Below are 22,767 nucleotides of genomic sequence, written 5' to 3' on the forward strand. Positions count from 1 at the left end.
CGGAGAATTCTCGGTGTGACTACTGTCCTCCGTTTGCGTCCCCGTGCCCTCGTCAGCCCCTCGTTCAGCATCGCGTCCGTGGATCCGCGACTGCTCGTTCTTGCGGGTGCGGTGGCAACTTCGCTGACCGGCAGTCTCATCAAATTGTCCGGGGTGGAGCCGGCCACATCGACGTTCTTCCGGTGTGCGCTGGCGTTGCCGATCCTCGGTTTCCTCGCCCTGCAGGAGTTTCGGCGGCACGGCGGCATTCCTCTCCGGGTGATCGCCGCCCAGGTGCTCGGCGGGATGATGCTCGGTGTCGACTTCGCACTGTGGGCGCGATCGATCCAGATGATCGGGGCCGGGATCTCGACGGTCGTCGTCAACGTCCAGGTCATCGTCGTGCCACTGCTGGCGTGGATCGTCTTCCGTGCGCGGGTGCCGCTCCGGTTCGTGGTGGCGGTGCCGTTCCTGTTCGCCGGAGTGGCTCTCGCCGGCGGAATCCTCGGCGGCAGCGGCGAGGGCGACCAGTTGTTCCTGGGAACCCTGCTGTCGCTGGCCGCGGGCGTGGCCTACGGGATCTACATCTTCGTCATCGGCCGGGCGGGATCCGCGCACCGGGCGTCGTCGCAGGTGTTCGTGTCGACGATCGCCGCGGGCGTCGTCGGGACCGCGGTGGGATCGCTCTGGGGAACGGTGGACCTCACGCCCGGCTGGCCCGCGCTGGGTTGGTTGGCGGCGCTGTCGCTGAGCAGCCAGGTGCTCGGCTGGGTCCTCATCGGATTCGCGCTGCCGAGGCTCGCCGCCGAGGTGGGTGCCACGCTGCTGCTGCTCCAGCCGGTCCTGGCGATGCTGTTCTCCATCGTGATCGTGCACGAGCGTCCGAGCATCGGGCAGTTCGCCGGCTGCGCACTGGTCGTCGCGGCGGTGTGGATGGTCACCCGGGTGCGACCGGCAGGCCGTCGTTCGGTGACCGCGCGCATCGCCGAATCACCCGCGGTACGACCCGTGGTCAGGCGTTCCACCCCGTCCGCAGTGACGGTTCGTCGGCCGGCGGCTCGGGCGGGTGGTGTCGCTGCTTCGCGGTGTACAGCTCACGGTCGGCCCGTCGATAGAGCGCGGTGAGCGGGTCGGACTCTCCGGTGCACGACGCGACGCCGAAGCTGAACGAGGTGGGGCTCTGCCGCGCGAGTCGCACCATCACCTCGGGCAGCTCGGCGTGGTGCTCGCCGACCATGCAGCTGACGAACTCGTCGCCACCGACCCGGGCGAGCAGGGCGCCGCGGGGCAGGTGCGCGGCGAGGTAGTTCGCCAGATCGACGAGAACGGCGTCCCCCGCAGCGTGGCCGTAGTGGTCGTTGGTCGACTTGAATTGGTCGACGTCGATGAGCGCCAAAGTGACAGAGGCCTGCTCCGTGCCCGCGCTCGCGAGCGCGTCCCGGAACGCGAGTTCGAACCCTGCGCGGTTGAGCAGGGCGGTCAGTGCGTCGGTGCTGGCCGATTCGATCAGCGTCCGGGTCAGTGATCCGAACATCTCGGCCGCACCGATCACACAGGTGACCGCCACGACGAGAACGGCAGCCTTCACGGTCGCCGTGTCGACGTCGACGGGCACCAGTGTGAAGGCGGTGGGAGCGAGAACGACCCCGACCGCCATGAATCCGGTGAGGCAACCGACGAGGAGCCTCGCCTGCAGTTTCGGGTAGAACACGACGAAATACATCGCCAGGAACGTCGCCGCGATCGCGCAGAGCAATTGGGCGGCGGCAAGAATGAGACCCGACATCACGATCGGTGTGGCGACCAGTGCCGCCGCGGTGCTGACCTGGTAGGCTCGCCGTCCCGGCCTGCGTCCGCCCCGGTACAGCACCACGAGTGCGATCACTCCGAGGAGGATGCCGGCCGAGCGCGCGACGACGGTCTCCGGCCGGATCGGCAACCCGACCATCGGAGGCAGAACGAACCCGGCCAGGTGCAGCGCCGTCGTGATCCACAGGTAGCGGCGCAGGATGCGCGGCTGATAGTCCTGAAGGACCGTGTCGACGGACGAAGCAGCGAGGGGCCTCACTCTGGCAATTATCCAGGACCGGTCCCGGGAAAGGCGGGGCCTTTGGTCACCGCCCCTCCCGGGGAGACGTGTCAGCCGGTGGTGGCCGCCTGGATCGGCGCGGCGGCGTCGTGCCACGGCGGTGTCTGGATTCCGGCGCCCTCGTACATCGGGAGACGAATGTCGCTGCCGTACCGGGCGATCTGGTGCCAGGGGCGGTTGAGACCGAACGTGCCGTAGGTGCGGACCCGGGTCACGGCGTCGAGGTCGAGGGTGTCGACGAGGATCTCCTCGCCCGAGCCTGCCTGCTGGCGGATGATGCCCTCGGGGTCGACCACCACGCTCGCACCGACGCCGGCCGGGTCGGCGCCGTTGACGTTGACGACGTAGACCTGGTTGGTCCAGGCGTTGGCCCGCGAACAGACGAGTTCCATCTCGCGGTCGCGGGTGGTGGTGAGGGTGGGTTGGATGATCACTTCGGCGCCGAGCCACGCGAGTTGGCGTGCGGTCTCGGGGAAGGAGCCGTCGTAGCAGATCGCCAGCCCGATCCGGCCGGTGCCGGGGATGTCGAAGACGACGAATTCGCTGCCGGGTGCGGTGTGCTCGTAGGGCTGCCAGGGGAAGACCTTGCGGTAGCGGGCCACGACCTCGCCGAGCGGCGACACGGCGACGGCGGTGTTGTAGATCCTGTTGTCGTCGCGTTCGTAGAGGCTTCCCGGCACCAGCCACAGGCCGGTCTCCTCGGCGAGCGCGCAGATCCGGTCGAGATGGGGGCCGTCGAGCGGCAGGGCCACCCGGTCCATCCAGTCGGAGCGGGACTCGAGGAGGGGCGCCTCGGCGGCCAGCAGGAGTTCGGGGACCACGACGAGTTCGACGTGCGGGAAGGTGTCGCGCACGGCGCGGATCTGGTCGGCGAACCGCTGCCAGGTGGCGTCCACGTCGAACGCGATCGGGGCGGTCTGGATGGCGGCGATGGTCAGTGTGCGCATGGTTCAGTCCTCTGTGACGGTCAGTCGGGTGACGGCGGTGCGGCCGTCTCGGAAGAAGCGGCGGAAGCGGGTGCGGACGAGCACCATCGCGACGGCACCGACGGCGATCGAACCGACACCGAGCAGGAACACCCCGCCGATGCCGTGGAACGAGGTCGCCCCGTAGTCGGGGGCGAGCATGTCGTGGGCGCTGCGCGCGAAGGCGGCGAGCATGATCGCCGCGCCCAGTGCGGGCAGGATGCCGCGGAGGAACAGGTTGCGCGGGGAGTCGTTCAGGCGGTGCCGGAAGTGCCAGACGCAGGCGAGGCCGGTGACGCCGTAGTAGAACGCGATGAGCAGGCCGATCGACAGGATGGCGTCGCCGAGGAAGTTGCCCGAGACGAGCGTGAGGGCGGTGAGCAGGACCGCGGCGGTCGCCCCGAAGAACACGGTGCCGAACGCGGGGGTGCGGTAGGTGGGGTGAATGCGGGTGAAGGCGCGGGGCAGTGCGCCGTGAGCGCCCATGGAAAGGGTGGCGCGTGAGCTCCCGATGACACAGGTGAGCAGCGCCGAGATCGCCGACACGCAGATGGCGAGTTCGACCACCTTCGACAGGCCCGCGCCGAGAACCGGTGGCCCGAGCGTGGCGAGTACGTCGCCCGCGTTGTCGGGATTGCCCAGGCCCAGCCCGTCGGTGCCGATGCCGGCGAAGCTGATCGCGGCGAATCCGGTGAAGAGATACGTGCCCAGTAGGACGAGCGTGGAGATCACCGCGGCCTGACCCGGGATGCGGTCGCTGTCGCGGGTTTCCTCGTTGACGGTGATCAGGGCGTCCCACCCCCAGTAGATGAACAGGCACAGCAGTACCGCCTCGGCGAAGGGGCCGAAGCCGCCGAACGCGAACGGGTTCAGCCAGGACAGGCTCGGTGCGGACGCGCCGGTGCGGGCGAACGCGGCCGCTCCGAAGCCGAACAGGGCGACCAGTTGCAGCCCCAGCAGCACGTATTGCACGGACGCGGCGAGTTGCAGACCGCGGTAGGCGATCGTGGTGACCGCGGCGACGAGCAGGACGGCCGTGACGATCACCGCGACATTGTTGGTCGCCAACGAGTCCAGGCCGAGCAGCGTCAGGAGGTACCCGGCTCCGACCCGGGCGAGTGCCGTCATCGCGATGAGGGTCGCGATCTGCACCACCCAGCCGCCGGACAGCCATCCCGTGTGCGGGCCGAACGCGCGGGTGGTCCAGACGAACGTGGTGCCGCAGTCCGGCATCTCCCGGTTCAGCTCGCGAAAAGCGAACGCGGTCAGAAGGATCGGCACGAATCCGAGAAGCAGGGCGGCGGGTGCGAGGTTGCCGACGACCATCGTCACGAAACCGAGGGTGACGGCGATGCTGTACGCCGGCGCGACCGACGACAGGCCGAGCGCGACGGCGGCGAGCAGGCCGACGGAACCGCCCTGCAGGCCCTTCCCGGTGGGTGCCTGCGGTGGGTCGAGGCTTGTCTCGGCGTCGGTGGGGTTGGTCGGCACGGTGACTCCTGAGCTCGAATGGATTCTTTAAATAGAAATTTAAGAACAGTGTGATCTACCTGTCAACAGCTGGGCAGGTATTGTCTAAACTTTCGTATAAGAACTCGGTGAGAGTGGGGCGAAGGCAGTGGCGCGGAAGAAGGACCAGGGAGCACGCCGGGCCGAACTCGGCGAGGCCGTCCAGCGGGCGGTGCTCGCGCGCGGACTGGAGGGGGTGCGTCTGCGCGACATCGCGGAGCAGGCCGGGGTCACGCCCGCGGCGGTGCTCTACTACGGCGACCTCGATGCGCTGATCTACGAGACGTACCAGCGGGCCATCGAGCGCTTCAGTCAGGAGCGCGAGCGCGTCGCCGAACAGTTTCCCGACGCGCGTGACCGCCTCCGCGCCTGCATCGACCACGGCGTTGCCAGTGGGCCGGACGACGAACTGGTTCGGCTCCTGTTCGAGTGCTGGCCGCGATCGCTGCGCGACGCCAAGGCCGCGGCCCTGGACAGTTCCTTGACCGAGCGTCAAATTGCCGTCTACTACGGCATTCTCGTCATCGGGCAGACGCAGGGACACTTCGCGCTCACCGACCCGCCGCGCATGCTCGCCGCCAATTTCGTCGCGATGGAGGACGGCTACCAGATGGAGGTGCTGGCCGGGCGGCGCAGCCGCGTCGAAGTGATCGCCAGCCTTCACTCCTACGCGCGCGCGGCGACGGGCCACGATCTGGGCTAGGCGGAGTACGGGATACTCGGAGTAACGGATAGGTTGGACGCCCGTCACCGCCCGGCGCCGAGTACCGACAAGGAGTCTCTCTTGACTTCCTCTCGGCCGTGAACGACCGAGGTTCCCCGGGACTCGCGTCCCGAGGTTCCTGTTTCACCGACAGTCGCCTCCCCGCACGTTATGTGCGGGGCGGTCTCACACCGTCTCCGCAGGCTGCCACCGTCAGTCCGACGGCCAAAATGTTCCTTGCCGCGTTCACATCCCGGTCATGGACGACGCCACATCGGCACGTCCACTCCCGCACGTTCAGCGGCATCGCCGAGACGATCACCCCGCACACCGAGCAGGTCTTCGACGACGGATAGAACCGGTCGACCGCCACCACCCGGCGCCCGTACCAGTCGGCCTTGTACTCGAGCATCGACCGGAACTCGGACCACCCCGCATCCGAGATCACCCGAGACAACGACCGATTCTTGACCATGTTCCGCACACTCAGATCCTCGATGGCGATCACTTGATTTTCGCGCACCAGCCGAGTGGAGAGTGTGTGCAGATAATCGCGCCGCCGATCGGCGATCCGACCATGAATCTTCGCGACCTTCAGTCGGGCCTTGGCCCGGTTCCGCGATCCCTTCTGCTTCCCGGCCAGCACATGCCTTCGCCAGCCGCTCACGATCCGTACGCTCGTGGCGCGGGTTGGTGATCTTCTCCCCCGTCGAGAGCGTGTACAGGCTGGTGATCCCGGCGTCGAGCCCGACCACCCGATCGGTCGACGAGAGCTCGGAAATCGTGTCCTCGACGAGGATCGAGATGTGATACTGACCGCGAGCATTACGCGACACCGTCACCTGCGACGGCGTCGCCCCCTCGGGCAACGGCCTCGACCACCGAATATCCAGCGGTTCGGACTGCTTGGCCAACCGGACCTGCCCACCCCGGTAGGTGAAGCAGTTCGAGAAGTAGGTCGCCGAATCCTTCGACTGGCCCTTCCTCTTGAATTGCGGGTAGCGGGTCTGCTTGCGCCAGAACTTCTCGAACGCACCCTGCAGTTGCCGCAGCGATTCCTGCAACGGCCCCTTCGACGGCTCCGCCAACCACGCGGTCTCGGCATCGCGTTTCCATCCGGTGAGCATCTTCGAGGTGTCCGCGTAGGTCACCTGCCGCTGCTCCTGCGACCAGGCACGCGTCCGCTCGGCCAACGCCCGGTTGTAGACATACCGGGTGCACCCGAACGTCCGAGCAAGCTGTTCCGCCTGCACTGCAGTCGGATAGAAGCGGTATTTGAACGCCCGCTTCACCACCTTCCCCGCCATGACCCAGACACTAGCCACACGGTCCGACAAACCAGATCGGCTATCCCGGACCTGAAGGACCGGGTTTGCGCCGAAAGACTCACGGATCAAGATCCTGCAGCACGTCTCGCGCGAGATCCGCGAGTGGGAACAGGCCGTCGCGACGGTCGTGCTCCGGATACGCCAGATCGGGGTACTGATCGACCGCCTGGGTCCCGCCCTCGACGACCTGTCCGAACTACTCGACGCCGCGAAGCAGATCGCGGAGACCGCGGAAGGGCTCGCCGTCAGCGCGAAGGGAATCGATCAGAGCGCCGAGATCATTGCCCGTGACGCGGAGAAGATCGCGTACGCCTTGCCCGCGGTCGAGCGGCTGGGACGGCTCGCGGACCGCCTGCCCGGGGGCGGGAGACGGTCCGCGGCCGGCCGGTGACGAACGCCGGTCGGGTTACTGCGCGCGGTCGAGCGTCCCCGGTGCGGTGGGGTGCTCGCCAGATTCTGCATCGAGGTCGTCGGCGACCCCAGCAATCGGCATCACGGCGAGGGCCTGGTCGAACGCGTCGGCGAGCCATTCCCCGGTCACCTCCACGAGCTGAGTGATCTCGGCGTCGGGTTGCCGCTGAAAGAACCGCACGACCCAGGGGCTCTGCGCGTCCGGATCGGAACTGAGATCCCCCGGCGCGTTGGTGGCGAGCAAATGGATGCTGCGCTCGAAATCGACCCGGACGGCGTATCCGGCGCCGGTGTTGACGACGGTGGCCGGACGATGCGCGGCGAGGGCCAGCGTCATCAGGGCATCGGAGTAACGAGCGGTGTGCTCCGCGGTGAGTGGCATGAACGATCACCTTTCAATTTCTGTGACCGTCGCCGTGGCACAGCAGGCTCGGAGGTTGGTCCGAAAATGCAATTCGCCGACAGATCACGAGAAGGTAGAAGTCAAGCTGTTCGTCGGGAGCTTGGGCTGCGAGAGCGTCGCTGTCGGCCACCTTCGAGGTGGGCGTCCTGGCACCGCGTGACAGTTGGGTACGCCCGATGGGAGCACGGACACGCCGGGCGCCCGTGAACTCGGTAGCTGTGTACTCAACTACGGGTAACCGTACGGGGCCTGACCCGGATACGCGACACGGGGTGGTCCGCAGGTGGTCTTCTACCCGAGGTCGCCGGCCAGCACGCGGCTCTGCTTGAGGGTTTCCAGGATCAGCGAGCTTTCCAGCCGGTCGACGTGCTCGAGCCACTCGGCCTCGAGCATCAACTCGCGCAGGGCTTCCTTCGACGGCAGCCGGAAGTCCGCGACGATCTGGTAATCACCCATGATGATCGCCGCGTACCGGAGAAACGGCTGACCGGCGAGCGCCTCGGCGACCGCCGACACCCGCGACGGCCGGGCCCGGATCCACAGCAGCGCGGCGACGGGTAGGCCGATCAGCGCCGGGTCGAACACCGCGCGGAACGTGAGCAGCCCGGACTGCCGCATCTTGTCGAGGCGTCGTTTGACGGTCTGTTCGGAGATGCCCACGAGCCGGGACAATTCCTCGAAACTCGCCCGGCCGTTCTCGACGACCAACCGCACCAGTGCCTTGTCCTCCCGGTCGAGGACGACCGGGTCGGTGAATTGCGGCCAGCGGGTTTTCGGGATCCGGCGGATCTCGGCGGTCTGTGTTTCGGTCAGGATTCCCGGTTCCCAGTCGTGAAGCGTACGTATGTATTCGAGCACCGGCGAGATGTCCATCTGCAGAAAACCGGACGGCGCCGCCATTTCCTGCAGGAACAGGCGGGACTGCCGGCGGCGCGGAGCCCAGATGTCGGCGTAGCAGTGCTGCGGCCCGGACAGGACGTAGACCGTCACGCTCTCCGGTCGGTGCGCGAGCGCGACGGCCGCCGTCAACGTGCTGTCCGGCCGGCACCGGCCGTGGACGATGAACGGATCGGAGTCGGCGGTGCGGTGCGGGTCCGCCATCCCGCGAACCTCCACCATCCCCGTCTCCAGCAGCCGCGAACCCCGGCGTGCCACCGTGCGCTCGGCCTCGCCGAGGGCGGCCGCGATCGTCGACCACGTCGCGCGGCCGTCGACGATCAGCGCGGCGATGATCTTGCGGTCCAGGGGATCGGCTGTGTGTTCCGGCATGATCGGCCAATCGTACGGCTGAATCCTCCATATTGCTGGTTTTCATTGCTTGAATCCGACTCCAGGGTGACGCTTGGGGCCGAAACTGACGTTCGTCCCATGAGGAGCCCTCAATGTCCGATCTGATCCAGAAACCCGCACGCGAGGTCGTCCGGCTGCTGCGCGAAGGGACCGAGACGCCGACGAGCGTGCTCGAAGCCCTCCGCAGGTACGTTGCCGACGCAGACCGGCAAGTCAACTCCCTCCCGATCCAGTTCTTCGATGCCGCCGCCGAACGCGCGGCGCGGTTGGAGGCCGAAGTTCCGGATCCGGCCGGGCGCGGCCTGCTGGCCGGACTACCGGTCGCGGTGAAGGACTACAACGACGTGGCGGGGCAGCGCACGACGCACGGCTCGCCCCTGTTCGCCGACCACGTCGCCACCCGGTCCGACGCGATGGTGAGCGTCCTCGAGAACAACGGCGGCATCCCGTACGCCAAGTCCAACGTGCCCGAGTTCGCCGGCGGTCACACGTACAACACGCTGTTCGGGCCCAGCCGTAACCCGTGGAACCTCGACCGTTCGGTGGGCGGTTCCTCCGGTGGTTCGGCGGCCGCGCTCGCCTCCGGCAGCGCCTGGCTGGCGACCGGCAACGACCTGGGCGGCAGCCTCCGCACCCCGTCCGGATACAACGCGACCGTCGGTCTGCGCCCGACTCCCGGGCGGATCCCGCGCCGCAGGCCCGCCATCCCGTTCGACCCGCTGTGGGTGGAGGGGCCGATGGCACGCGATGTCGGTGACGTCGCCCTCATGCTGGATGCGATGGTCGGGCACGACCTGCACGACCCGTTGACGAAACCGGAACAGCCGCGGTCGTTCCTGGAACGCCTGACGACCTTCGACCCGCCCGCCCGCGTCGGATTCAGCCCGGACCTCGGGTGCCTCCCGGTGGAGCCGGCGATGCGCCGCGTCTGCGGTGACGCGATGAAACATTTCGACGCACTGGGTGCCGACGTCGTGACGGACTGCCCGGACTTCACCGGCGCCTACGACGCCTTCCAGGCGCTGCGCAGCCATCTGGTGGCGGCCGTGCACGGCGGGCTTCTCGCCGAGCATCGCGGCGCGATCAAGCCCGACATCGTCTGGAACATCGAGCGTGGACTCACCCAGTCCACGGAGACGTTGCTGTCGGCGGAACGCGTTCGCGGACAACTGTTCCACGAGATCGCGGACTACTTCGAGACCCACGATCTGCTGGTGATCCCGTCGGCGCCGCTCGATCCCTTCCCTGTGGAGTGGACGTATCCCGAACGCATCGACGGCGTGGAATCGCGGACGTACATCGACTGGATCGCGATTACGTTCTGTGTGAGTCTCACCGGGTGCCCGGTCGTTGCGCTCCCGTGCGGATTCTCCGACGCCGGACTGCCGGTGGGACTGCAGCTGGTCGGTGCGCCGGGGCAGGAGGCGCGGCTGCTCGCGCACGCGCAGATGTTCGAGTCCTCGGTGGGCATCGCGGCGAGTCTTCCTATCGTGCCACGTCGGCCGAAGGTGGCGACATCATGAGCAGCACAGTCGAATCCGAGCTTCGCGACGAGGAACAGCAGGACGCCCGCGAGGGTTTCCTGGCCCGGGTCGCGCTGCGGTTCGCGGCGGTCATCGAGCGGTGGTTCCCGGACGCGTTCATCTTCGCGCTGCTCGCGGTGGCGTTGGTGGCCGGAGCCGCGCTGGCCATCGGGGCGTCGCCGGCGACGGTGGCGACGAACTTCTCGACCGGTTTCTGGGATCTGATCCCGTTCACGATGCAGATGGCGATGGTCGTGGTCACCGGCTACATCGTGGCGTCGTCGCCACCTGCCGAACGTCTCATCACGCGGCTCGCGGCGATACCGCGCACTGCCCGCGGCGGCGTCACGTTCATCGCGGTGGTGAGCCTCGTGACGTCGATGGTGAACTGGGGTTTCGGACTGGTCTTCGCCGGTCTACTGGCGCGGGCGATGGCGCGCCGCACCGAACTCGGCCTCGACTACCGGGCCGCGGGCGCGGCCGCCTATCTGGGAATCGGCGGAATCTGGGCGCTCGGGCTGAGCTCCTCGGCGGCGCAGCTGCAGGCGAATCCGAAGAGCCTCACCCCGGAGCTGCTCGCGATCACGGGTGTCATCCCGTTCCGGGACACGATCTTCCTGTGGCAGTCGCTGTTCCTCGCGGCGGTGATCTTCGTGGTCAGCATCGTGATCGCGTATCTGTCCGCGCCGCACAAGGCGAACTCGGTCACCGCGGAGGATCTGGGGGTGGACGTCCACGACGTGCCGCCGCCGCTGCCGAAGCGGGAGCGTCCCGGCGACTGGCTCGAGTACAGCCCGGTGCTTCCCCTGATCGTCGGAGCACTCGTCTTCGGCTGGCTGCTCAGGGAATTCGCGTCGAACGATCCGATTCTCGTGATCTCCAACCTGAGCACGTACAACCTGCTGTTCCTGACGTTGGGCATGCTGCTGCACTGGCGTCCGCGGCGCTTCCTGCTCGCGGTGAAGAACGCGGTGCCCGCGTGCGCGAGCATCCTGGTGCAGTTCCCGTTCTACGCCGGGATCGCGGCCATCATGACCCGGGCGCAGGACGCCGACGGCAACACGGTGGCGCACTACATTTCCGAGGGCTTCGTCAGCGTCGCGTCGCACGGCACGTTCGGATTGGTCATCGGTATCTACTCGGCGGTGCTCGGATTGTTCATTCCGTCAGGCGGCGGCAAATGGATCATCGAGGCCCCGTACGTGATGCAGGCGTCCAACGACCTTCAGGCGCATCTCGGGTGGACGGTCCAGATCTACAACGCCGCGGAGGCGCTGCCCAATCTCGTCAACCCGTTCTGGATGCTGCCGCTCCTCGGCATCCTGGGCCTGCGCGCCCGGCACCTCGTCGGGTTCACCGCGGTGCAGCTCGTCTTTCACCTGCCCATCGTGCTCGGACTGTTGTGGTTCCTCGGCAATACGCTCACCTACGACCCGCCCGTGCAACCCTGAGCGGCACTACAGGTTGTGGTCGCGTTCGAGGAGGGCGTCGAGCCACAGCAATGCTTCGACGAGGGCCTGCACCCGGGCGAGTTCGGTGTCGGCGGGCACGGGCGGCGGGGAACCGGATCCCGCCCCGTGCCTGCCCTGCAGGTGACTCACGACGGCGCTGAACAGCCATTCGGCGGGTGCGGGCAGCTCGTCGTCCAGCTCGGGCGCGTCGTGCACGACGGGGACGACGCTGATGAAGCTGTCGACGGCGTCGGTGACACTGGCGGTCGGGTCCGCGACGAGGTCGGCGATGGTGGCGACCATCCACGTCACGACCGCGGTGAACGCCGCGCCGTCGCTCCCGGTGCCGCAGGTGATCCGCGAGATCTCGCGGGCGAGCGCGTGGAAGTCGCGGTCGCCGACCAAGGTCAGGAGGCGACCGCCCAGTTGTGCGCCGTCCGCGCGATCGGGCCCGTCGATCATGGCTGTCCCACGGCAGGTATTCGGCGCCGCCACGGCCCCGGATGGGGTCGGGCCGGCGAGATCTAACTACCGAACGGAATGCACAGAGAACCCGTGCACGCTGCGGTGGCTGCGACGGAAAACGGCTGGTCGAGTCCGGCGGCCAGAACGGTGGGGGTTCCCCCGGTGGCGGGCAGGGAGACCACGGAGCCGTTACTCGAGCCTGCATCGCCCGCGGCCGCGACGTACACCGTGCCCGCCGAGACCGTGAGACCGAACGGGCGGGCGAGCCCGGTCGTCAGGACGGTCGGGGTGCCGCCGGTGGCCGGCAGGGAAACTACGGATCCGTCACCGGCGACCGCGACGTGGAGGGTGCCGCCGGAGACGTCGATTCCCGCCGGGAGATTCAGGCCGGCGGCCAGCACGGTGGGGGTGCCGCCGGTGACGGGCACGGCGATGACGGAACCGGTGCCGGGCGTCCCCGCACCGGCGACGGTGACGTAGAGGGTGCTCCCGGAGACGGCGACCCCGACCGGTTGCTGGAGGCCGGTGACGACCGGGCTGGGGGTGCCACCGCCTGCGGGCAGCGCGACGACGTTGCCGGAATCGAACTCGGTGACGTAGAGCGTCCCGCCGGACACCGCCACGTCGAACGCGTTACCCAGGCCGGTGGCGAGGGTGGTGGGGCTACCGCCCGCGGCGGGCACCGACACGACCGAGGCGCCGGCGGTGACGAACAGCGTGTCACCCGACACCGCTATCCCGCCCGGTCCGGCGATCCCGGTGGCCACGGCGCTCGGGGTGCCGCCGGTGGCGGGCAGGGACAGCACGGAACCGGTGCCGTTCTCGGTCACGTAGAGCGTGTTCGCGGCCGGCATCGCCGAAATGGCGGGTGCGGCGGCCACCGCGGTGGCGAGGATCAGCGCGCCGGTGATGACGGCCGCCCGACGGCCGAGTCGGGTGAACGGTGATCGGCGCATCGGCAGTCCTCTCGTGGCCCGTGCCCGGAAGAATACCGCCGCCGCAGCACGATCCGCCGCGATTCGGGCACTTCGCCGGGGCGGCTCAGACCTCCGCGGCGACCGGCGGCTTGACCCCGACGACCGGGCACTGCGCCTCGAGGAGCACGCGCTGGGCGACGCTGCCCATGAGGAGTTTGCCGACGGGGGAGCGGCGCCGCATGCCGAGGACGAGGAGTTCGGCGGCGGAGTCGTAGGACGCGTCGATGAGGTTGTCGGCGTGGGAGCGGCCGGGTTCGTTCCGTGCGATGCGGTAGTCGACGGCGCCCGCGTCCGCTTCCTCCCTGGCGGAGTGCAGTTCGGCCTCGAATCCGGCTGCCGAGGCGCTGTCGCCGTCGGTGATCACCACGAGATCCGTTGCGCGCATGCGGGCTTCGGTGAACCCGAAGGTCAGGGCGCCACGACCTTCGACGGTCGGGACGTAACTGAGAATGACGCTCATCGTGACCTCGGCTCGAGAACGGGGGTGGTCAGGGTGCCCTGGGCGAGGTACTCGTCGAGGTTCTGCAGGGTCAGAGCCTCCATCGCGGCGCGGGTCTCGGTGGTTCCGCTCCCGACGTGGGGGAGGAGGACGACGGTGTCGAGCGCGAGGAGCGCCTCGGGAACGTGGGGCTCCCGGGTGAACACGTCCAGTCCGGCGCCGGCGAGTCTGCGTTCGGTGAGCAGTTCGACGAGCGCGTCCTCGTCGACGACGCTTCCGCGTGCCACGTTGATCAGATAGCCGCCTGGCCCGAGTGCTTCGAGAACCTCGCGGTCCACCAGCTTCTGGGTTCCCTTGCCGCCGGCCGCGGCGACGATCAGCACGTCGACCCCGGCGGCGAGGGCGGCGGCCGAGTCGACGTACGCGAACGGCGAACCGGGGACCTCCCGCCGATTGTGGTACGAGATCGTGCAGCCGAAGCCGGTGAGGCGGGCGGCGATGGCGGAGCCGATGCGGCCGAGGCCGACGATGCCGACCCGCGTGCCGCTGACCTTCCGGGTGAGGGGGTAGTTGCCCTCGGCGGGCCAGCGGCCTGCGCGCACGAAGCGGTCCGAGGCGGAGAATCCGCGGAGCGTGTCGATCAGCAGTCCGACGGCGGTGTCGGCGACGCAGTCGGTGAGGACGTCGGGGGTGTTGCTGACGCCGATTCCGAGTTCTTCGGCGCGCTCGACATCCGTTGTGTCGTAACCGACTCCGAAGTGCACGATGGCGCCGAGATTCGGCAGTTCCGTCATCAGGGCGGCGTCGACTCCGGTGCGTCCGGACGTCACGACGGCGGTGACGGTTTCGCCGTGCTCGGCGAGGAAGCTGCTCCGGTCTTCTCCGAGGGGGAGGGTGCGGGCGTCGTACTTCTCGGAGAGCATTGCGGTGAGCGACGGCTTCAGCGGCCCGACCTGCAGAACCCGCCCTCCCGAAACGGTCTGTGCGGCAGCTTCTTTCACGGACGCCTCTGCGGTCACCATCGTGCCTCCTGACGAGTGGCGACGCGGCTGTCCGCGCCGCCGGTTACCCGTAAGTTAAGCGGCCCTCGGAATACCTGTCCAACACGTAAATAACATGGATCGATACTGAAACGGCATTGGTCGGCGGCGCGCTGACGTGCGCAGATGTCAAAACTTCGGGTATGCGCCGGTCAGGGGCCCGCCGGGGTGATCGCAGTCTCCCTGATATCGCGTCTGTGACGGCCCTCACGAGCCGTTTTGCGCCGTCACCCCCTGTTGACGCTCCCCGGGGCCGCTCATAGCGTTGTGGCTACCGTCACAGGCGGGCCCTCTTCACTCGCGTCGAGTACGCGACACATCCCTACGGAGGACACCATGAGCCCTGCACGTTCGCTGCAGCAGGGAACCCGTTACCGCGTCGTCGCCGTGGCCACCGCCGCTCTGACGGTGCCGGCTCTGGCCGCAGGTTGCTCGGTGGCCAATTCGAGCCACAGCGACGCCGCCAGCCCCGACACGTTGCGGATCGTGCTCCCGCAGGAGCCGCCCACGCTCGAGCCCTGCGACGCGTCACTCACCTCGACCGGAGTCGTCGTCCGCTCCAACATCACCGAGCCGCTGGTGGAACGCAACGCCGACACCGGCGACCTGGAGCCGAAGCTCGCCGACTCGTGGGAGCAGACGTCGGACACCGTCTGGACGTTCCGGATCCGTCCCGGTGTCACGTTCAGCGACGGCAGCGCGTTCGACGCCGAGGACGCCGCGTTCTCGATCGACCGCACCGTCAACTCGACCATCGGCTGCGACGTCGACGGGTACGTCTTCGGCGACGACGCGCTCGTGGTGAACGCGATCGACCCGTCGACCGTGACGGTCCAGACGCCCACCGCCGACCCGATCCTGCCGCTGCGGATCTCGTTCGTGGAGATGGTGCCGTCCACCACCGACGCCAAGGACAAGGTGCGCGACCCCATCGGCACCGGCCCTTACAAGATCGACTACTGGGATCACGGCCAGCGGCTGTCCCTGGTCCGCAACGACACGTACTGGGGCACGGCGCCCGAGTACACGCGGGCGATCTACCAGTGGCGGACCGAGGGCAGCGTCCGGGCGGCGATGGTCGCCAACGACGAGGCCGAACTCGCCACGTACCTCGGTCCGGAGGACGGCGCCGGCGACCTCGGCGTCGCCTACCCCAACAACGAGACGACGGCGCTGCGCATGATGGCCACCGAACCGCCGCTCGACGACTACCGTGTCCGCGAGGCCATCGACCTGTCCGTCAACCGGGCGGGGATCGTCAAGGCGCTGTTCCAGGGCCTCGGCGACCCGGCCGGGCAACTCGTCGGCAGCAGCATCGTCGGGTTCGACCCCGACCTGCAGCCCACCCCCTACGACCCCGACCGCGCCGCGCAACTGGTGGCGGAGGCCAAGGCCGACGGTGTCCCCGTCGACAACCAGATCCGCCTGATCGGGCGCACAGGCCAGTTCCCCAAGATCAACGAGACCATCGAGGTCATCCAGAACTCGCTGAGCAAGGCCGGCCTGAACGTGAAGATCGAGATGATGGACACGGCCGGGCAGATGCAGTACCAGATCCGGCCGTTCCCGCAGGGCACCGGACCGATTCTGCTGATGATCCAGCACGGCAACCAGGCGGGTGACGCGCAGTTCACCGTCGACCAGTACATGCGCAGCGACGGCTACCAGAGCTACTTCGGCTCGGCCGGATACGACGCGCAGATCGCCGCCGCCGAGCAACTCGTCGGCGACGCCCGCCAGGACGCGTTCGCGTCGGTCCTGGCGAACGAGCCGAAAGAGATCCGGCAGTTCGCGTACATCGCCCACATGAACGCGGTGCTCGCCAAGTCCCCGACCGTGCAGTACACGCCCAACTCCGCGACCGGCGACGAGATGCGCCTGAGCGAGATGACCCACGCGGACACATCCGCAAACGGCTAAACCCTCTTCCCAGCCCCCGGAGGAACTGTGATGTCCCAACCGAACCCGATCCGAAGGCGGTGAGTCATGTTCGCCTTCCTGCGCCGACGCGTCTACACCAGCCTCGTACCTCTCCTCGTCGTCCTCTTCGGTGTGTTCCTGCTCGCCCGCCTCACCGGCGACCCGACCAACCTCTACCTCCCGGTCTCCGCGACCCCCGATCAGCGCGCCGAGTTCGCGGCCGAGAACGGCCTCGACAAGCCGGTGCTGAGCCAGATGGCCGACTACCTGTCCGGGGTCGCCCACCTCGACTTCGGGGAGTCGCTGCGCACGGGTGAATCCGCCGCGACCATGGCGCTGCGGGCGTTCCCCGCCACGTTGCAGCTGGCGTTCTTCACGATGCTGCTCGCGATCATCGGTGCCGTCGTGATCGGCTGCTGGGCGGCGTACCGGCCGAACTCGCTGGCCGACCGGATCTCGAGCCTGCTGTCGATGACCGCGGCCAGCATCCCCGACTTCTGGTTCGCCATCACCGGCGTGTGGATCTTCGCGGTGGTGCTGGGAGTGCTGCCCACGTCGGGCACCGGAAGCGCGCTGTCGTGGATCCTGCCGATCGCGACCCTGCTGATCCGCCCGCTGGGCGTGCTCACCCAGGTGGTGCGCGGCGCGATGGTGTCGGCGCTGTCCGCACCATACGTACGTCTTGCCCGCAGCAAGGGCGCCGGCGACCTGCGCGTCGTCACCCATCACGCGCTCCGCAACGCCGCTGCCCCGGCGCTGACGGTGGCCGGCGACCTCACCGTCGGCCTGGTCAACGGCGCCGTCGTCGTCGAGGCGATCTTCGGGTGGCCCGGCATCGGCAAGCTGATGATCGACGCGATCCTGCAGCGAGACTTCGCGGTCCTGCAGGCGGCGGTGCTCCTGACCGCGGTCAGCATCTTCGTCCTCAACATCCTGATCGACGCGGGCTACGCACTTCTCGACGCGCGTGTCCGCGAGAAGACCAAGGTCTAGGAGGCCGCCGACATGTCCATAGACAACGCTCCCCGCCTCGACGGAGCCGGCGACGTCCACCAGGGCCCCGACGAGACGCCCCCGGCCCCGGCCGCTCCCGCGCCCAAGCCGGCACGGAACAAGACGCCGTTGTGGAAGCTGCTTCTTCGGGACCGGGTGGCCACGGTCGCGGCGGCGATCCTGGTGTTCGTGTTCCTTGTCGCCGTCTTCGGCCCGTGGCTGGTCGGCGACGCCGCAACCGATCAGAACCTGGACCAGTCCAACCTCGCACCGTTCCACGTGGCGAACGGGTGGATGAACATCCTCGGCACCGACCCGCTCGGGCGCAGCATGCTCGCCCGGTTGATCGTCGCGTGCCGCACCACCCTCCTGGTGGCGCTGCCCGCGGTCGCGCTGTCCTGCATCGTCGGTTCGCTCATCGGCATGTGGGCCGGTTACCACCGCGGCTGGCGGGAGACGACGGCGATGCGCGTCGCCGACGTCATCATGAGCTTCCCGTCGCTGCTGATGGCCGTCGTCGTCCTGTACGTGTTCTCGCCCAGCGCGGCCAACATCGTCCTGGTGCTGGCGATCACCCGCATCCCGATCTACCTCCGCACCGCCCGCGCGGAGTCGGCGGAACTGCAGAGCCGGTTGTTCGTGGACGCCGCACGGACGTTCGGCGCCCGCAGCGGGGCCGTCATCCGCAGGCACGTGTTCCCCATCCTGCTGCCGACTCTGCTCACCGTCGCCACCCTCGACTTCTGCTACGTGATGCTCGCCGAGTCGTCGCTGAGCTTCCTCGGCATCGGCATCCAGCCGCCCGACATCAGCTGGGGCCTGATGGTGTCCCAGGGCCGGACGTACCTGCAGACGGCGTGGTGGCTGTCCTTCTTCCCCGGACTCGCCATCGTCATCACCACCGTGTCGGCGACCGTGCTCGCCGCGTGGGCCCGGATCGCCACCGACCCCGCCCAGCGCTGGCGCCTGACCGTCCCGCGGTCGCGTCGCTCCCGGCTGTTCCCCACCCGAAAGGTCGTCTCATGAGTGCACCTGCACCGGCTGTCGAATCACCCGACTTCGCAGACACCGACCGCGTCGCACTCGAGGTCGCGGATCTCACCGTCGACCTGCGCACCCCCTCGGGCACGGTTCGGGCCGTCGACCACGTGTCGTTCACCGCGCGACGCGGGGAGACCCTCGCGTTGCTCGGTGAGTCGGGGTGCGGCAAGTCGATGACCGCGCAGGCGCTCGTCGGCCTGCTCGAGCCGATCGCCGACGTCACCGACGGCTCGGTCCGCCTCGGCGACGTCGACCTGGTGACGGCGAAGGCGAAGACCCGCCGCGCCCTCGCTGCGACCGAACTCGCCATCGTGTTCCAGGACGCGCTGACCGCGCTCAACCCCGTCTACACCGTCGGCAAGCAGTTGGCCGAACCGTTCCGGATCCACCGCGGGCTGTCCGCGAAAGAGGCGAGGCGCGAAGCGATCTCGCTGATGCAGAGGGTCGGGATTCCCGAGCCGGAATCGCGCATCGACTCCTACCCGCACCAGTTCTCCGGCGGCATGCGGCAGCGCCTGCTGATCGCGATGGCCGTCGCGCTGAGCCCGACGGTCCTGCTCGCCGACGAGCCGACCACCGCACTCGACGTCACCGTGCAGGCGCAGATCATGTCGCTGCTGCGGGACCTGCGCACCGAGCACGACATGGCCGTCATCCTCATCACCCACGACCTCGCGCTGGTGGCGGAGGAGGCCGACCGCGTCGCGATCATGTACGCCGGCAACGTCGTCGAGACCGGACCGGTCGCCGAGGTCTTTTCCTCGCCACAGCACCCGTATACGAAGGGCCTGCTCGATTCGGTCCCCGTGCACGCGGTCCGCGGCGAGGACCTGAAGTCGATCGGCGGCACCCCGCCCGACCTGCACTCCATTCCGTCCGGCTGCGTCTACCAGGCGCGCTGCCCGCTCGCCCGCGACCTGTGCCGCACCACCCGCCCGCCGCTCGCCGGCGTCGCGGCCGGCCGCCGCTCGGCGTGCCATTTTCCCGAGGAGGTCTGACATGTCCGAGTCGATTCTGAAGGTGCGGGGCCTCACCAAGACGTTCAAGGTGCCTGCCAACGCGGCGGGCAAGAACCAGTTGCGTGCGCTCGACGGCATCGACCTCGACCTCGCCCGCGGCGAAACGCTCGGACTCGTCGGCGAATCGGGCTGTGGCAAGTCCACCCTCGCCCGGACGCTGATGATGCTCGAGCGTCCCGACTCCGGTTCGGTGACGTGGGACGGCGTCGACCCGTTCTCGCTCAAGGGCAAGGATCTGCTGGCGCTGCGCCGCCGGGTGCAGATGGTGTTCCAGGACCCTTATGCGTCGCTGAACTCCCGGATGTCGGCGGCGGACATCATCGCCGAGCCGTGGCGCACCCACAAGACGATGTACAAGACCAGCCGCGACCGGGCGGCGCGGGTGCGCGAACTGCTGCACCTCGTGGGGCTGCGGCCGAGCGACGAGCACCGCTACCCGCAGGAGTTTTCCGGCGGTCAGCGTCAGCGTCTCGGGATCGCCCGGGCCCTGGCGCTGAACCCGAGCGTCGTCATCTGCGACGAACCCGTGTCGGCTCTCGACCTGTCGGTGCAGGCTCAGGTGCTCAATCTGCTGAACGACCTGCAGAAACAGCTCGGCATCTCGTACGTGTTCATTTCGCACGACCTGTCGGTGGTCCGGCACGTCGCCGACCGCGTCGCCGTGATGTACCTCGGCCGGATCGTGGAGACGGGTGCGACGGACGCCGTCTTCGACCGTCCCGCCCACCCCTACACCGAGGCGCTGATGTCGGCGGCACCGAAGCTGGACGCCGGATCCCGCGGCAAGCGGATCATCCTCGAGGGTGAGGTTCCGTCGCCGCTGAACCCGCCGTCGGGCTGCCGGTTCCGCACCCGCTGCGCCCACGCCACCGACATCTGCGCGAGCACGGTGCCGCCCGCCGCCGTCGATGCGAGCGAAAGCAGCCATGTCGCCGAATGCCACCATCCTCGCCGTCCGGTCGCGCTCGGCGTGCCGGTCGCGGTCGGGTGAGCGGGGCCGAGTTCGCGGTCATCGCGCTCGCCGTCTTCCTCGCCTCGTGCATGCAGGCGTCGATCGGATTCGGGATGGGCATGCTCGCGGCACCGGTCGTGGCGCTCGTCGATCCGAGCCTGCTGCCCGGGACGCTGATCATGACGGCGACGGTCGTGACGGTGATGGTGGTGTGGCGGGAACGGGAGGCCCTGGACCTGACCGGCACGGGGTGGGCTCTGGCCGGCCGGGTGCCGGGCACCGTCGCGGGCGCGGTACTGCTGGTGGTGCTGCCGGAACGGGGGTTGTCGCTGCTGCTCGCGGGCGTGGTGCTGTCCGGGGTCGTCTTCGCGACCCTGGGCTGGGCGCCGCCGCCGCGACGCCGGAACCTCGCCGTCGCCGGGGCCGCGTCGGGTCTCCTCGGCACGGCCACGTCGATCGGCGGACCGCCGATGGCGCTGGTGATGCAGGGGTCGAAGGGGGCGCAGCTGCGCGGCAACATGAGCGCGTTCTTCCTGGTGGGCTCCACGCTGTCGGTCGCGGTTCTCGCCGCGACGGGTTCGGTGCATCGCGAGTCGGCGGTGATGTTCGCGTTGCTCGCCCCGGTGACGGTGCTCGGATACGTGGCGTCGCGGTTCGTGAACCGCCACCTGGACGCGTCTCGCCTGCGCCGGACGTCTATCGCGGTGTCCTGTGTGGGCGCGTTGATGCTGATCGGACAGCAGCTTCTCTGATGCAGTGTCTGCATCGTTCGATGCTCAACAAGTCTTGGACATGTATCGATCGGGCCACTTAGAGTTTTCGTTGTGAGGCGCCTCACGGGCGGCGCTGCGCTGTGAAGGAAGGTTTCGGAAGATGAGTACAACGAGCACCCCGGTCGTCACCGACATGCGAGTGGTCCCGATCGCGGGACACGACAGCATGCTCCTGAACCTGTCCGGCGCGCATGCCCCGTACTTCACCCGGAACCTGGTGATCCTCACCGATTCCGACGGCAACACCGGTGTCGGCGAGGTCCCCGGCGGTGAGCCGATCCGGCGTACCCTCGAGGACGCCCGCGCCATCGTGACCGGGCGCAGCATCGGCGAGTACAACGGCGTGCTCGCCGACCTGCGGCGCACGTTCGCCGACCGCGATTCCGCAGGCCGCGGCAACCAGACGTTCGACCTCCGCGTCGCGATCCACGCCGTCACCGCCGTCGAGTCGGCGCTCCTCGACGTTCTCGGGCAGCACCTCGGTGTCCCCGTCGCGGCCCTGCTCGGCGACGGTCAGCAGCGCGAGAAGGTGCAGGCGCTCGGCTACCTCTTCTTCGTCGGTGACCGCAACAGAACCGACCTGGACTATCAGTCGGGTGCGGGCGAGTCCGACGACTGGCTGCGCCTGCGGCACGAGGAGGCGCTGACACCGGACGCCGTCGTGCGACTCGCCGAGGCAGCGCAGGCGCGGTACGGGTTCGCCGACTTCAAGCTCAAGGGTGGCGTCCTCGCGCCCCGCGAGGAGGCGGCGGCTGTCACGGCGCTGGCCGAACGGTTCCCCGACGCCCGGGTCACCCTCGACCCCAACGGCGGGTGGCTGCTGTCGGAGGCCATCGAGACCTGCCGCGGGCTGAAGGACGTGCTCGCGTACGCCGAGGACCCGGTCGGCCCCGAGGGCGGCTTCTCCGGCCGCGAGGTGATGAGCGAGTTCAAGCGCGCCACCGGACTGCCGACCGCCACCAACATGATCGCCACCGACTGGCGCGAGATGGGGCACACCATTCGCTCCGGCGCCGTCGACATCCCCCTCGCCGACCCGCACTTCTGGACGATGGCCGGATCGGTCCGCGTCGCCCAGCTCTGCGATGCGTGGGGCCTCACCTGGGGATCGCATTCCAATAACCACTTCGACGTGTCGCTCGCCATGTTCACCCACGTGGCCGCCGCGGCCCCGGGCGACATCACCGCCATCGACACCCACTGGATCTGGCAGGACGGTCAGCGGATCACCAGGGACCCGTACGCGATCGAGGGCGGTTACCTGACCGTGCCGTCGACGCCGGGCCTCGGGGTGGAGCTCGACATGGACCGGGTCGAGGCCGCGCACGAGCTGTACCTCCAGAAGGGGCTCGGTGCGCGCGACGACTCGGTCGGCATGCAGTTCCTGGTGCCCGGCTGGTCGTTCGACAGCAAGCGCCCGGCGCTGGTCCGCGCCTGATGAAGATCGTCGTCGGCGACCGGAACCTGCTGCCGCATCGCGAACTGTTCGAGTCGGGG

Annotated in this window: 22 protein-coding genes and 1 pseudogene (1 of these 23 cut by a window edge); 13 read left to right on the forward strand and 10 right to left on the reverse strand. The window is 68.6% G+C overall.

All coding sequences use genetic code 11. From position 1 onward, the window contains the following. The first annotated feature begins 15 nt into the window (after positions 1 to 15). Entirely contained in the window at positions 16 to 1,104 is a 1,089-nt protein-coding gene (locus JWS14_RS21420) for a DMT family transporter (protein ID WP_206014306.1), read from the forward strand. Here the strand turns inward: JWS14_RS21420 and JWS14_RS21425 are convergent. The 3 genes from JWS14_RS21425 to JWS14_RS21435 form a co-directional block, all read right to left on the reverse strand. After that, positions 992 to 2,047, reverse strand: a complete 1,056-nt coding sequence (locus JWS14_RS21425) for a GGDEF domain-containing protein (protein ID WP_206014307.1) — start codon at positions 2,045 to 2,047, stop codon at positions 992 to 994. The two genes, JWS14_RS21420 and JWS14_RS21425, sit on opposite strands and share 113 nt — an antisense overlap. Positions 2,048 to 2,118: 71 nt before the next feature. Further along, positions 2,119 to 3,015 (reverse strand): carbon-nitrogen hydrolase family protein, encoded by an 897-nt coding sequence (locus tag JWS14_RS21430; protein ID WP_072949521.1) that lies wholly within the window; start codon positions 3,013 to 3,015, stop codon positions 2,119 to 2,121. Positions 3,016 to 3,018: 3 nt separating this feature from the next. After that, complete coding sequence (locus JWS14_RS21435; protein WP_206014308.1) at positions 3,019 to 4,524, reverse strand: APC family permease; 1,506 nt, start codon at positions 4,522 to 4,524, stop codon at positions 3,019 to 3,021. 127 nt (positions 4,525 to 4,651) lie between these two features. Between JWS14_RS21435 and JWS14_RS21440 the strand changes: the two genes are divergently transcribed. Next, positions 4,652 to 5,245: a TetR/AcrR family transcriptional regulator gene (locus JWS14_RS21440; protein WP_206014309.1), complete on the forward strand. Its 594-nt coding sequence runs from the start codon at positions 4,652 to 4,654 to the stop codon at positions 5,243 to 5,245. Between the two features lie 169 nt (positions 5,246 to 5,414). On the opposite strand, the pseudogene JWS14_RS21445 reads toward JWS14_RS21440, so the two are convergent. After that, positions 5,415 to 6,552, reverse strand: a pseudogene (locus tag JWS14_RS21445) (RNA-guided endonuclease InsQ/TnpB family protein). A 148-nt stretch (positions 6,553 to 6,700) separates the two neighbouring features. Here JWS14_RS21445 and JWS14_RS21450 point away from each other — a divergent pair. Continuing rightward, on the forward strand, positions 6,701 to 6,964 hold the full coding sequence (locus tag JWS14_RS21450; RefSeq protein WP_241031430.1) for a hypothetical protein: 264 nt from the start codon (positions 6,701 to 6,703) through the stop codon (positions 6,962 to 6,964). A gap of 15 nt (positions 6,965 to 6,979) precedes the next feature. Here the strand turns inward: JWS14_RS21450 and JWS14_RS21455 are convergent, their stop codons facing one another. Both JWS14_RS21455 and JWS14_RS21460 read right to left on the reverse strand, forming a co-directional pair. Next, positions 6,980 to 7,366 (reverse strand): hypothetical protein, encoded by a 387-nt coding sequence (locus tag JWS14_RS21455; protein WP_072949510.1) that lies wholly within the window; start codon positions 7,364 to 7,366, stop codon positions 6,980 to 6,982. A gap of 312 nt (positions 7,367 to 7,678) precedes the next feature. After that, positions 7,679 to 8,656 carry an Lrp/AsnC family transcriptional regulator gene (locus tag JWS14_RS21460; RefSeq protein WP_095865655.1) on the reverse strand — a complete coding sequence of 326 codons (978 nt, stop codon included), beginning with the start codon at positions 8,654 to 8,656 and terminating at the stop codon, positions 7,679 to 7,681. 113 nt (positions 8,657 to 8,769) lie between these two features. On the opposite strand from JWS14_RS21460, the gene JWS14_RS21465 reads away from it, so the two are divergent. Both JWS14_RS21465 and JWS14_RS21470 read left to right on the forward strand, forming a co-directional pair. Further along, positions 8,770 to 10,200, forward strand: a complete 1,431-nt coding sequence (locus JWS14_RS21465) for an amidase (RefSeq protein ID WP_072949506.1) — start codon at positions 8,770 to 8,772, stop codon at positions 10,198 to 10,200. Beyond that, positions 10,197 to 11,651, forward strand: coding sequence for a short-chain fatty acid transporter (locus JWS14_RS21470; RefSeq protein ID WP_241031431.1), 1,455 nt, complete (start codon positions 10,197 to 10,199; stop codon positions 11,649 to 11,651). The genes JWS14_RS21465 and JWS14_RS21470 overlap by 4 nt, the downstream gene beginning before the upstream one ends. A gap of 6 nt (positions 11,652 to 11,657) precedes the next feature. On the opposite strand, the gene JWS14_RS21475 is transcribed toward JWS14_RS21470, so the two are convergent. The 4 genes from JWS14_RS21475 to JWS14_RS21490 all read right to left on the reverse strand — a co-directional run bounded on the left by JWS14_RS21475 (position 11,658) and on the right by JWS14_RS21490 (position 14,554). Continuing rightward, the gene (locus tag JWS14_RS21475) at positions 11,658 to 12,113 is read right to left on the reverse strand and encodes a hypothetical protein (RefSeq protein WP_095865657.1); all 456 of its coding nucleotides are present in this window, start codon (positions 12,111 to 12,113) and stop codon (positions 11,658 to 11,660) included. Positions 12,114 to 12,175: 62 nt separating this feature from the next. After that, a complete protein-coding gene (locus JWS14_RS21480) occupies positions 12,176 to 13,072 on the reverse strand; it encodes an NHL repeat-containing protein (RefSeq protein WP_206014310.1) in 897 nt (298 codons plus the stop codon). An 85-nt stretch (positions 13,073 to 13,157) separates the two neighbouring features. Beyond that, positions 13,158 to 13,553, reverse strand: a complete 396-nt coding sequence (locus JWS14_RS21485; RefSeq protein ID WP_206014311.1) for a universal stress protein — start codon at positions 13,551 to 13,553, stop codon at positions 13,158 to 13,160. Further along, complete coding sequence (locus tag JWS14_RS21490) at positions 13,550 to 14,554, reverse strand: 2-hydroxyacid dehydrogenase (protein WP_206014312.1); 1,005 nt, start codon at positions 14,552 to 14,554, stop codon at positions 13,550 to 13,552. The genes JWS14_RS21485 and JWS14_RS21490 overlap by 4 nt, the downstream gene beginning before the upstream one ends. Before the next feature lie 354 nt (positions 14,555 to 14,908). On the opposite strand from JWS14_RS21490, the gene JWS14_RS21495 reads away from it, so the two are divergent. The 8 genes from JWS14_RS21495 to JWS14_RS21530 all read left to right on the forward strand — a co-directional run. After that, positions 14,909 to 16,492, forward strand: a complete 1,584-nt coding sequence (locus JWS14_RS21495) for an ABC transporter substrate-binding protein (protein WP_206014313.1) — start codon at positions 14,909 to 14,911, stop codon at positions 16,490 to 16,492. A gap of 66 nt (positions 16,493 to 16,558) precedes the next feature. Beyond that, entirely contained in the window at positions 16,559 to 17,485 is a 927-nt protein-coding gene (locus tag JWS14_RS21500) for an ABC transporter permease (protein WP_072949493.1), read from the forward strand. Positions 17,486 to 17,497: 12 nt separating this feature from the next. Next, positions 17,498 to 18,511, forward strand: a complete 1,014-nt coding sequence (locus JWS14_RS21505; protein ID WP_206014314.1) for an ABC transporter permease — start codon at positions 17,498 to 17,500, stop codon at positions 18,509 to 18,511. After that, the gene (locus JWS14_RS21510) at positions 18,508 to 19,524 is read left to right on the forward strand and encodes an ABC transporter ATP-binding protein (protein ID WP_072949489.1); all 1,017 of its coding nucleotides are present in this window, start codon (positions 18,508 to 18,510) and stop codon (positions 19,522 to 19,524) included. The genes JWS14_RS21505 and JWS14_RS21510 overlap by 4 nt, the downstream gene beginning before the upstream one ends. Position 19,525: 1 nt before the next feature. After that, a complete protein-coding gene (locus JWS14_RS21515; protein WP_206014315.1) occupies positions 19,526 to 20,536 on the forward strand; it encodes an ABC transporter ATP-binding protein in 1,011 nt (336 codons plus the stop codon). Then, positions 20,533 to 21,249, forward strand: coding sequence for a sulfite exporter TauE/SafE family protein (locus JWS14_RS21520; RefSeq protein WP_072949485.1), 717 nt, complete (start codon positions 20,533 to 20,535; stop codon positions 21,247 to 21,249). The genes JWS14_RS21515 and JWS14_RS21520 overlap by 4 nt, the downstream gene beginning before the upstream one ends. 121 nt (positions 21,250 to 21,370) lie before the next feature. Then, complete coding sequence (gene gudD, locus JWS14_RS21525; RefSeq protein ID WP_206014316.1) at positions 21,371 to 22,708, forward strand: glucarate dehydratase; 1,338 nt, start codon at positions 21,371 to 21,373, stop codon at positions 22,706 to 22,708. Beyond that, on the forward strand, positions 22,708 to 22,767 hold the 5' portion of the coding sequence (locus JWS14_RS21530) for a 2-hydroxyacid dehydrogenase (protein ID WP_206014317.1). The gene runs 915 nt beyond the window's last position; only the first 60 of its 975 coding nucleotides appear in the window; the start codon lies at positions 22,708 to 22,710; its stop codon lies beyond the right edge, outside the window. The genes gudD and JWS14_RS21530 overlap by 1 nt, the downstream gene beginning before the upstream one ends.

This window comes from Rhodococcus koreensis, assembly GCF_017068375.1.
In the GTDB taxonomy this organism is placed as follows: Bacteria; Actinomycetota; Actinomycetes; order Mycobacteriales; family Mycobacteriaceae; genus Rhodococcus_F; species Rhodococcus_F koreensis.